At 74.8% G+C, this 9,617-nt stretch carries 10 protein-coding genes; 8 read left to right on the top strand and 2 right to left on the bottom strand.

Annotated elements, in window-relative coordinates; genetic code table 11:
* The 7 genes from E0D90_RS19615 to der form a co-directional block, all read left to right on the top strand.
* Nucleotides 1–995 (top strand): segregation and condensation protein A (locus E0D90_RS19615; protein ID WP_227870339.1); only part of this gene is annotated, 995 nt, incomplete at its 5' end.
* Nucleotides 992–1,642: an SMC-Scp complex subunit ScpB gene (scpB, locus tag E0D90_RS19610; protein WP_130799450.1), complete on the top strand. Its 651-nt coding sequence runs from the start codon at nucleotides 992–994 to the stop codon at nucleotides 1,640–1,642. The genes E0D90_RS19615 and scpB, both read left to right, overlap by 4 nt.
* Before the next feature lie 12 nt (nucleotides 1,643–1,654).
* Nucleotides 1,655–2,860 carry a pseudouridine synthase gene (locus E0D90_RS19605; RefSeq protein ID WP_130799449.1) on the top strand — a complete coding sequence of 402 codons (1,206 nt, stop codon included), beginning with the start codon at nucleotides 1,655–1,657 and terminating at the stop codon, nucleotides 2,858–2,860.
* 141 nt (nucleotides 2,861–3,001) lie between these two features.
* A complete protein-coding gene (locus E0D90_RS19600) occupies nucleotides 3,002–4,087 on the top strand; it encodes a prephenate dehydrogenase (protein WP_130799448.1) in 1,086 nt (361 codons plus the stop codon).
* Between the two features lie 304 nt (nucleotides 4,088–4,391).
* A complete protein-coding gene (cmk, locus tag E0D90_RS19595) occupies nucleotides 4,392–5,084 on the top strand; it encodes a (d)CMP kinase (protein ID WP_227870338.1) in 693 nt (230 codons plus the stop codon).
* Nucleotides 5,081–5,752 carry a lysophospholipid acyltransferase family protein gene (locus E0D90_RS19590; RefSeq protein WP_227870337.1) on the top strand — a complete coding sequence of 224 codons (672 nt, stop codon included), beginning with the start codon at nucleotides 5,081–5,083 and terminating at the stop codon, nucleotides 5,750–5,752. Before cmk ends, E0D90_RS19590 begins: the two co-directional genes overlap by 4 nt.
* 202 nt (nucleotides 5,753–5,954) lie before the next feature.
* On the top strand, nucleotides 5,955–7,424 hold the full coding sequence (gene der / locus E0D90_RS19585; protein ID WP_103504737.1) for a ribosome biogenesis GTPase Der: 1,470 nt from the start codon (nucleotides 5,955–5,957) through the stop codon (nucleotides 7,422–7,424).
* 141 nt (nucleotides 7,425–7,565) lie between these two features.
* Here the strand turns inward: der and E0D90_RS19580 are convergent, their stop codons facing one another.
* Nucleotides 7,566–7,883, bottom strand: a complete 318-nt coding sequence (locus E0D90_RS19580) for a hypothetical protein (RefSeq protein ID WP_374754075.1) — start codon at nucleotides 7,881–7,883, stop codon at nucleotides 7,566–7,568.
* 80 nt (nucleotides 7,884–7,963) lie between these two features.
* On the bottom strand, nucleotides 7,964–8,749 hold the full coding sequence (locus E0D90_RS19575) for a DUF8842 C-terminal domain-containing protein (RefSeq protein ID WP_103504738.1): 786 nt from the start codon (nucleotides 8,747–8,749) through the stop codon (nucleotides 7,964–7,966).
* A 623-nt stretch (nucleotides 8,750–9,372) separates the two neighbouring features.
* Here E0D90_RS19575 and E0D90_RS19570 point away from each other — a divergent pair.
* A complete protein-coding gene (locus tag E0D90_RS19570; protein ID WP_130799446.1) occupies nucleotides 9,373–9,588 on the top strand; it encodes a proteinase inhibitor I78 in 216 nt (71 codons plus the stop codon).
* Nucleotides 9,589–9,617: the final 29 nt, after the last annotated feature.

Here is a 9,617-nt window from a genome sequence, read left to right as displayed (position 1 = left end):
CGCTCGGATTCGGCGCCCGTGCCGAAGGCCTCGGCGCCGCCGCGCCTCAGCCGCGCCCGGCCGAGGGCGGCCCCGAGCCCGCTCCGGCGTCTGCCCCGGAGCCCGAGCCCGCGCCTGGCGTGTCCGGCGCCGGGGACGACGCCGGGACGGAGCCCGCGGGCGACGGGCCGACGGACGGGGCGGAGGGGGCCGAGGGGCGGTTCACGGTCGTCCTGGACAACTTCCAGGGCCCGTTCGACCTGCTGCTCCAGCTGATCTCCCGCCACAAACTCGATGTCACCGAGGTCGCGCTCTCGCGCGTCACCGACGACTTCATGAGCCACATCCGGGCGATGGGCGCGGACTGGGACCTCGACCAGACCACCGAGTTCCTGGTCGTCGCCGCGACGCTGCTCGACCTCAAGGCCGCGCGGCTGCTGCCCTCGGCACAGATCGAGGACGAGGCCGACCTCGCGCTGCTGGAGGCCCGCGACCTGTTGTTCGCGCGGCTGCTCCAGTACCGCGCCTACAAGGAGATCGCCGACATCTTCGCCGCGCGGTTCGCCGCCGAGTCGCGCCGCCACCCCCGGACGGTCGGCCTGGAGCCGCACCACGCGGAGCTGCTGCCCGAGGTCGCGATCTCCGTAGGGCCGGAGGGCCTCGCACGGCTGGCGGTGAAGGCGATGCAGCCCCGGCCCAAGCCCCAGGTCTACGTGGAGCACATCCACGCACCACTGGTCAGCGTGCGGGAACAGGCGGAACTGATGGTCGGCAGGCTGCGCGAGGCGGGCGCCGTCAGCTTCGCGGAGCTGACCGCCGACGCCCCGGACACCCTGACCGTGGTCGCCCGGTTCCTGGCGCTGCTGGAGCTGTACCGCGAGCGCGCCGTGGCACTCGACCAGGAGCAGGCTCTCGGCCCGCTCACGGTGCGGTGGAGCGGCGCGGCCACCGGGGTGCCCACGGTGACCGACGAGTTCGACCGGCCACCGACGGACGCATCACAGGAGGACGGATGACCGCCCAGGACGAGGCCGGGACCGGGAGCGGTGAAGCGGACGCGCCCCGCCCCGTGGAGGAGCTCCCGCTGAAGCCCGCCCTGGAGGCGGTGCTGATGGTCGTCGACGAACCGGCCAGGGAGGAACACCTGGCCAAGGTGCTCGAACGCCCCCGCCATGAGGTCGCCGCCGCCCTGCGCGAACTGGCCGACGACTACGCGGCCGAGCGGCGCGGCTTCGACCTGCGCCAGATCGCCGGCGGCTGGCGCTTCTACACCCGCGCCGCCTACGCGGAGGCGGTGGAGCGGTTCGTGCTGGACGGCCAGACGGCTCGGCTCACCCAGGCCGCGCTGGAGACGCTGGCGGTCGTGGCCTACCGGCAGCCCGTCAGCCGTTCCCGGGTCTCAGCGGTGCGCGGAGTCAACTGCGACGGCGTGATGCGGACCCTGCTCCAGCGCGGACTGGTGGAGGAGGCGGGCACCGAACCCGAAACAGGTGCGATCCTGTACGGGACGACGCACTACTTTCTGGAGCGGCTCGGCCTGCGTGGCCTCCATGAGCTGCCGGAGCTCGCACCCTTCCTGCCCGAGGCGGACGCGGTCGAGGCCGAGAGTCAGGAGGCGGTGCCGTCGTTCGACGTAGACGACCACGCGGACCCACCGACCTAAGACGGAACACTCATGCGAAGCAGCGGCAGGAACAGCAACCGGAACGACCGGGGCGCGGGCGACAACCGCGGCCGGGGACGGGAGCGCGCCGGCCGCCCCCGTCCGGAGGACCGCCGCTACCCCGAGTCCGGCGGCAAGCGGCCGGGCGACGGGCCCTCCGGCGGTTCCGGCCGTGCCGGTGGTGGCGCCGGTGGCCGCTCCACGGGTGGTTCCGGCGCGGGGCGGCCTTCCGGGTCCGGCTCCGGCGCGGGACGGCCCTCCGGCTCCGGCGCGGGGCGCCCCTCGGGAGGCAAGAGCTACGGCGGGAAGCCCGCCGGTGGCAAGCCCGGCGGCTCCGGACGTCCCGCCGCCGGTGGCGGCCGTGGCCGCCCCGCGCGGACCACTCCCGGCCGCCCACGCGAGTACGACGCGCAGATCGAGGAGCGCAACCGGGAGCGGCACGCCAAGACCGCCCCGAAGACCCCCAAGACCTTCGGTGACACCGAGGGCGTGCGCCTGCAGAAGGTGCTGGCGCAGGCGGGCATGGGATCCCGGCGGGCCTGCGAGGAGCTGATCGACCAGCGCCGCGTCGAGGTCAACGGCAAGGTCGTCACCGAGCAGGGCGTGCGCGTCGAGCCGGGCCAGGACGAGATCAAGGTCGACGGCCTGACCATCGCGACCCAGTCCAACCTGTTCTTCGCCCTCAACAAGCCGGCCGGTGTCGTCTCCTCGATGGAGGACCCGGACGGCCGGCCCAACCTCGGCGACTACGTGCAGAACCGGGAGACCAGGCTCTTCCACGTCGGCCGGCTGGACGCCGAGACCGAAGGGCTGATCCTGCTCACCAACCACGGCGAGCTGGCCCACCGGCTGACCCACCCGCGCTACGGCGTCACCAAGACGTACGTCGCGGCGATCGAGGTCACCGGCGGCGGCGGGCGGCTCCCGCGCGACCTCGGCAAGCAGCTGAAGGACGGCGTACCTCTGGAGGACGGCTACGCGCGCGCCGACCACTTCCGGGTAGTCGAGAACACCGGCCGGCACTACCTGGTGGAGATCACCCTCCACGAGGGCCGCAAGCACATCGTGCGCCGGATGCTCCAGGAGGTCGGGTTCCCGGTCAGCAAGCTGGTGCGCACCGGCTTCGGCCCGATCAACCTCGGCGACCAGAAGTCGGGCTGGCTGCGGCGCATGACCAACACCGAGGTCGGGATGCTGCTGCGCGAGGTCGACCTGTAACAGCGGCCCCGCACGAGCGGCAGCACCGGCCGCCACCGCGCGGCCGGTGCCGTTCGGTCGCCCCGAGGGGCGGCGGACGCGGCGCGTCCGGCAGGCGGCCACGCGGCGGGCGGGCCCGCCCGCCGCGGCTACGCTGGGACGATGCGCACAGCCCTCGTCATCGGCACCGGACTGATCGGGACCTCCATCGCGCTCGCGCTGACCTCGCGCGGCGTCCGTGTGCACCTGGAGGACCACGACCCCGAGCAGGCCCGGACCGCCTCCGCGCTCGGCGCGGGCAGTGTGGAGCCGCCCGCCGGGCCGGTGGAGCTGGCCGTGGTCGCGGTGCCACCGGCCCACATCGCGCCGACGCTCGCCGCCGCCCGGTCCCGGGGCGCCGCCGGCGCCTACCTGGACGTCGGCAGCGTCAAGGGGCGTCCCCGACGGGAACTGGCCGACCTCGGCTTCGCCTTCGACCGCTACCTGGGCAGCCATCCGATGTCGGGCCGTGAACGCTCCGGCCCGCTGGCGGCCACCGCCGACCTCTTCGAGGGCCGCCCCTGGGTGCTCACCCCCACCCCCGAGACCGACACCGAGGTGCTCAACCTCGCGCTGGAGCTGGTCGCGCTCTGCCGGGCGGTGCCCGTCGTCATGGACGCCGACGCCCACGACCGGGCCGTCGCCCTCGTCTCCCACACACCGCAGCTGCTGTCCAGCCTGGTCGCCGCACGGCTGGAGAGCGCCGAGGAGAGCGCCGTCCGGCTGTGCGGGCAGGGCATCCGGGACGTGACACGGATCGCCGCCTCCGACCCGCGCATGTGGATCGACATCCTCTCCGCCAACCCGGGCCCGGTCGCCGACGTGCTGACCGACCTGGCCGCCGACCTGGACGAGACCGTCCGCGCGCTGCGCTCCCTGGAGTCCGCCGACGCCGAGAAGCGCGCCGCCGGCGCCGACGGCGTGACCGCGCTGCTGCGCCGCGGCAACGCCGGCCAGGAACGCGTCCCGGGCAAGCACGGCGCGGCACCGGCCGTCTACGAGACCGTCGCGGTGCTGATCACCGACCGCCCCGGCGAGCTGGCCCGGATCTTCGCGGACGCGGGCGTGGCGGGCGTGAACATCGAGGACGTGCGGATCGAGCACGCCACCGGCCAGCAGGCGGGCCTGGTGCAGCTGATGGTCGACCCGAACGCGGCACCGGTCCTCAGCGCCGCGCTGCGGGAGCGCGGCTGGTCGATCCGGCAGTGACACCCGCGCGCGTCCGGGAGCCGTGGCGACGAGCCGTCGCGACGGCCGGGCGCAGGGCGTCCGTGCGCCGGGCGTCCGTCGCGCCGGGCGTGGTGACGCCGACCGCGTGGAACCGGCCACCGGGCCACCGGCATCGGCCGAGCCCGGACGGCCGCGGGGTGCCCGGCGGGCCCGGGGCGCGGGGGAGCGGCTACCCTGTCCCTCGGCCGCGCCCGGCCGGGCTGGGTCCCGGCGCGCCGGCCCACCCACCCCTGGTTCCGCCCCAGCCGGCCGCAGGCCGGTCCGAGAAGAGGTGCGCATCACCGTGTCCGCCAACCCCGCCGTCATCGTCGCCATCGACGGGCCGTCCGGAACGGGCAAGTCCAGCACCTCCAAGGCGGTCGCCGCCCGGCTCGGACTGGCCTACCTGGACACCGGAGCCCAGTACCGCGCCATCACCTGGTGGATGCTGCACCACGCCGTGGACATCGCGGACCCGGCGGCCGTGGCGGCCGTCGCGGCCAAGCCGGTGATCGTCTCCGGCACCGACCCGCGGGCCCCCACGATCACCGTCGACGGCACCGACGTCGCGGGCCCGATCCGCAGCGCCGAGGTGACCGGCGCGGTCAGCGCGGTCAGCGCGGTGCCCGCGGTGCGTGAGCTGATCACCGAGCTGCAGCGCACCACCGCCGCCGACGCGCTCGGCGGGATCGTCGTCGAGGGCCGCGACATCGGCACCACGGTCCTCCCGGACGCCGACCTGAAGATCTTCCTCACCGCCTCCGAGGACGCCCGCGCCGCACGCCGCAGCGGCGAACTCGGCGGGCGCGGGGCCGCCGACCTGGCGTCCACCCGGCAGGCGCTGGTCCGGCGGGACCGGGCCGACTCCAGCCGCACCACCTCCCCGCTGGCCAAGGCCGACGACGCCGTCGAGGTGGACACCACCGAACTGACGCTGGAACAGGTCATCGAGTGCGTCATCACGCTGGTCGAGGAGCGGAAGCGGCCCGTCGGGTGAGCGCGTCCGGTGACGACGGCCGCCCCGCCGAGCCGAGCCCCCGCGGCGCCGCGGTGGCCCGCAGGATCGGCGTCGGGCTGGTCCACGGCGGCTGGCGGCCGCGTGTGCTCGGAGCGTGGCGGGTGCCCGCCGCCGGGCCGGTGATCCTGGCCGGCAACCACAGCCACAACATCGACGGCCCGGTGGTCATCGGCACGGCCCCGCGGCCGGTGCACTTCATGGTCAAGCGGGAGGCCTTCGTCGGGCCGCTCGGGCCGCTGCTGCGCGGCTTCGGCCAGATCGGCGTCGACCGGAACTCGGCCGACCGCGCCGCCGTCGGTGAGGTACTGGCGGTGCTGCGGTCCGGGGGAGCGCTGGGGATCTTCCCCGAAGGAACCCGCGGCGTCGGCGACTTCGCCGCCCTCCGCTCGGGACTGGCCTACTTCGCGCTGCGCTCCGGCGCCCCCGTGGTGCCGGTCGCGGTCCTCGGCAGCAGCGAGCGGCGCAGCCGCCTCGTACCGGCGCTGCCGCCGCTGCGCGGCCGGATCGACGTCGTCTACGGCGACCCGTTCGACGCGGGTGACGGCAGCGGCATGCGGACCCGCGCGGCGCTCGACGCCGCCACCGAACGCGTCCAGGAACGGCTGGCGGCGCATCTCGCGTCCGCCCGCCTTCTCACCGGACGTTAGGCTTGAGTCCCGGGCACTCTCCCACGGCACCATCGCACCGCCCGGCCCGCACCGCCGCGCGGCACCCCGAGTGCCCGGCGTCCACGGCCGGCCGAGGGAGGAGCGCCCCGCGTCCGCCGTGCCGGGCGCCGCGAACCGCCCACGGTCACCCCGGGCACCTCCCCACCGGGAACGCCCCGGCCGACGACGAAGACAGGACCTCATGCACGACCACGAACAGCCCGGCCCGAGCGCCGACCACGGCGCGCTCGACGACGCCGAGTACACGGAGTTCATGCGGCTGGCCGAGGAGGAGGGCTTCGACGCCGAGGAGGTCGACGGCGAGCTCGCCGCCGCCGGCGCCGGCCCGCTGCCGGTCCTCGCGGTCGTCGGCCGCCCCAACGTCGGCAAGTCGACCCTGGTGAACCGCATCCTCGGCCGCCGTGAGGCGGTCGTCGAGGACAAGCCCGGCGTCACCCGCGACCGCGTCACCTACCAGGCCGAGTGGGCGGGCCGCCGCTTCAAGGTGGTCGACACCGGCGGCTGGGAGCAGGACGTCCTCGGTATCGACGCCTCGGTGGCGGCGCAGGCCGAGTTCGCGATCTCCACCGCCGACGCCACGATCTTCGTCGTCGACGCCACGGTCGGCCCCACCGACACCGACACCGCCGTCGTCCGGCTGCTGCGCAAGGCCGGGAAGCCCGTAGTGCTGTGCGCCAACAAGGTGGACGGCCCGTCCGGCGAGGCCGACGCCAGCTACCTGTGGGCGCTGGGCCTCGGCGAGCCGCACCCGGTCTCCGCCCTGCACGGCCGGGGCACCGGCGACATGCTCGACGCGGTGCTGGAGGCGCTGCCCGACGCACCGGCCGAGACCTTCGGCACCGTCACCGGCGGCCCCCGCCGGATCGCGTTGATCGGCCGCCCCAACGTCGGCAAGTCCTCGATGCTGAACAAGGTGGCCGGTGAGGACCGCGTCGTCGTCAACGAGGAGGCCGGCACCACCCGTGACCCGGTCGACGAGCTGATCGAGCTCGGAGGCCGCACCTGGCGCTTCGTCGACACCGCCGGTATCCGCCGCCGTGTCCACCTCCAGGAGGGCGCCGACTACTACGCCTCCCTGCGCACCGCCGCCGCGCTGGAGAAGGCGGAGGCGGCCGTGGTGCTGATCGACGTGACCGAGCCGATCAGCGTCCAGGACACCCGGATCATCTCGATGGCCGTCGACGCCGGCCGGGCCCTGGTGATCGCCTACAACAAGTGGGACACCCTCGACGAGGAGCGCCGCTACTACCTGGAGCGTGAGATCGAGCGGGACCTGGTGCAGGTCCAGTGGGCCCCCCGGGTCAACGTCTCGGCGCGCACCGGACGGCACATGGAGAAGCTGGTCCCCGCGCTGGAGACGGCGCTGGCAGGCTGGGAGGCCCGCGTGCCCACGGGCAAGCTGAACGCCTTCCTGGGGGAACTGGTCGCCTCCCACCCGCACCCGATCCGCGGTGGCAAGCAGCCGCGCATCCTCTTCGGCACCCAGGCCGGCACCCGGCCCCCGCGGTTCGTGCTGTTCAGCTCCGGGTTCCTGGAGGCCGGCTACCGGCGGTACGTCGAGCGCCGGCTGCGGGAGGAGTTCGGGTTCGAGGGCACCCCGATCCAGGTGTCGGTGCGGGTCCGGGAGAAGCGCGGCGCCAAGCGCAAGTGACGGGCGGCTCCGGTGCCCTCCCGCCGCCCGGCGCGTCCGGGCGGCGGGGCGTGGCCCAGGAGCGCCCATGGCGAGGCCGTGGCCCGTGCCCCTCTTAAACGGGGGCACGGGCCACGGCCTCGTCGTCGGGCGGCGGGCGTCTCAGAGCCGGTCGTCGGCGCGCGAGTGGCGGCCCGGCGGCAGCGCGGGCAGCCCCGCGCCGTACCGGCGGCCCGGGTCGTGGCCGCCGGTGCCGAACGAACGGTGGGAACCGAAGTTCCCGAACGCGTCGAACCGCAGCTCCTCCTCGCCGCTGCGGTCCCCGGGCAGAGCCCGGAACATCCGCCGGTACTCCGCGCAGAGCGCGTCGTAGATCGGCGTCGCCGAGTGGCTCACGGCCGGCTCGTACGAGGGGCGCATCCCGGGGATATGGCGGTGACGGCCGGGCTGCTGCGGGCGGAGCGGTTCGGAAGGCTGCACGTTCCTCCAACGACCGGCGGGGCCGGCGGATGCGGCACGCGCACCGGGAGTACCTGATCGCTCCAGCCGCCCGGTGCCGCTCAGGTCCCGGCCAGCGGCATGACGGCGCCGACGAGCTGGCCGTTGTCGGCCGCCTTGTCCAGCGCGTCCCGCATCAGGTCCTCACGCGGCTGGTTGCCGACGGCACCGGCCGGGGAGGCCAGCAGCAGGACCTTGCCGCGCTGGCGTGCCGCGTTCCGCCACCCCTCGGTGACGGCCAGCGGCTGGTGCGCCTGCCACCACGCGGTGGACGGGCTCCCGACCAGGCCCGGCTGCAGCACGGCGTGCAGTTCGCCGGCGACCAGCAGGACCGACCAGCCGGTCAGCTCCGCCGGGGCGTTGGCCACGCTGGTCACCGGGAAGAAGCCCTGTTCGATCATGAGGGGCAGGAACTCGTCCCCCGGGCCCTCGGAACCGGGACGGGCGATGGCGCCGTTCGGCTCCACCACCAGCGCCGCGTACAGCTCGTCGTCGACGATGACGAGTCCGCAGGTGACGCCCAGCACGGCCTGGCCGCCGGCCTCCTGGGAACCGGCCGGGATGTCGCCGCCCTGCCCGGTGATGGACCGCACGGCGCCCTTCAGCTGCTCCTCGGAGACCGGCACCACCTGCGAGGGGATGCAGGCGGCGTGCGCGAACGCCAGCACGGCGGTCTCCTCGCCGACGAACAGCACCGTGCTGGTGCGCTCCCGCACGGCGTCACCGGGGGTGCGGCAGGACGTGCAGTCGTAGTTGCCCGGGGAGCTGTCCCCGGTGAGCAGCCGGTCGGCCTCCTCGTCCCCGATCTCGGCGCGTACGTCGTCACTGACGTCGAGCAATGCTGACACTGATGCTCCTTCACTCAAGTTCTCCGCTGCCTGCGGCGGCTCCGACTAGCTCAACGGCGGCGGCCAGTACAGGTCACGCTTTGGGCACCGCCCAATCGGGCGGGCGGTCCGTGACGGTGGGCCCGGCCGCCCGGCCGGGTGCCCGGGTGCCTACGCTGCGTGGTCACCGCGAGCTCGTCGGAGGCTTCGGGGCGGGCATCGACCGGGGCGGCCGGCCGATGCCGGGGCGGCGGTCGGACCGGCCGGCGGCGGAGCGGTCCGCAGGCCCGGCGGGCGAGGGCGGGTACCCGGCGAGGGGACCGGGTCAGGAGGTACGGGACGCGCTCCCAGCGATTAGCGCGCCGACGGCGGGAATACCATCGGATTACCTTCCGGCCGCTCGGTCGAATTCGTGGCGCGCGCCGTTCGGAATGACGGCCGGAGCGCGCCGGGAACCGGCCGTCCGGGAAACCCGGAAAACACCACAGGAAAGCACGGGAAAAGGCCCGGAGAGGGCGTTCCGGAGGGCCGTCCCGTCGTGATCAAGGACACCGCCGCGCCCGCCGCACTGTGACACAAGCGTGACATCCAGCGCACCCGGCGGACACTTCCGGGTGCCGCGCCGGAGGTCGTACGGTGGCGGCATGGCATCGCAACCCACGGGCGCGGGCTCGTCCCGCGACGACACCGACAGCTACCTCGGACTGTCCGCCGAGGCGGCCGGCGAACGGGCCAGGACGCAGGGCTGGTCGACCGTACGGTCACTGCCGCCGGACGCGATCATCACGATGGAGTTCCTGGAGGGCCGGCTGAACTTCGCGGTCCGGGACGACGTCGTGGTGCGCTGCTGGGCGGGCTGAGCCCGCCCACGCGCCCCGAGGCCCCGCGC

Source organism: Streptomyces otsuchiensis, from assembly GCF_004305975.1.
Classification (GTDB): domain Bacteria; phylum Actinomycetota; class Actinomycetes; order Streptomycetales; family Streptomycetaceae; genus Streptomyces; species Streptomyces otsuchiensis.
The sequence above is the reverse complement of the archived record's forward strand: the minus strand, read 5'-3'. Positions and strand labels throughout refer to the sequence as shown.

Coding starts and splice junctions, on each gene's coding strand:
- E0D90_RS19605 (WP_130799449.1), top strand. CDS start 1,655: ATGCGAAGCAGCGGCAGGAACAGCAACCGGAACGACCGGGGCGCGGGC.
- E0D90_RS19570 (WP_130799446.1), top strand. CDS start 9,373: ATGGCATCGCAACCCACGGGCGCGGGCTCGTCCCGCGACGACACCGAC.
- der (WP_103504737.1), top strand. CDS start 5,955: ATGCACGACCACGAACAGCCCGGCCCGAGCGCCGACCACGGCGCGCTC.
- scpB (WP_130799450.1), top strand. CDS start 992: ATGACCGCCCAGGACGAGGCCGGGACCGGGAGCGGTGAAGCGGACGCG.
- E0D90_RS19600 (WP_130799448.1), top strand. CDS start 3,002: ATGCGCACAGCCCTCGTCATCGGCACCGGACTGATCGGGACCTCCATC.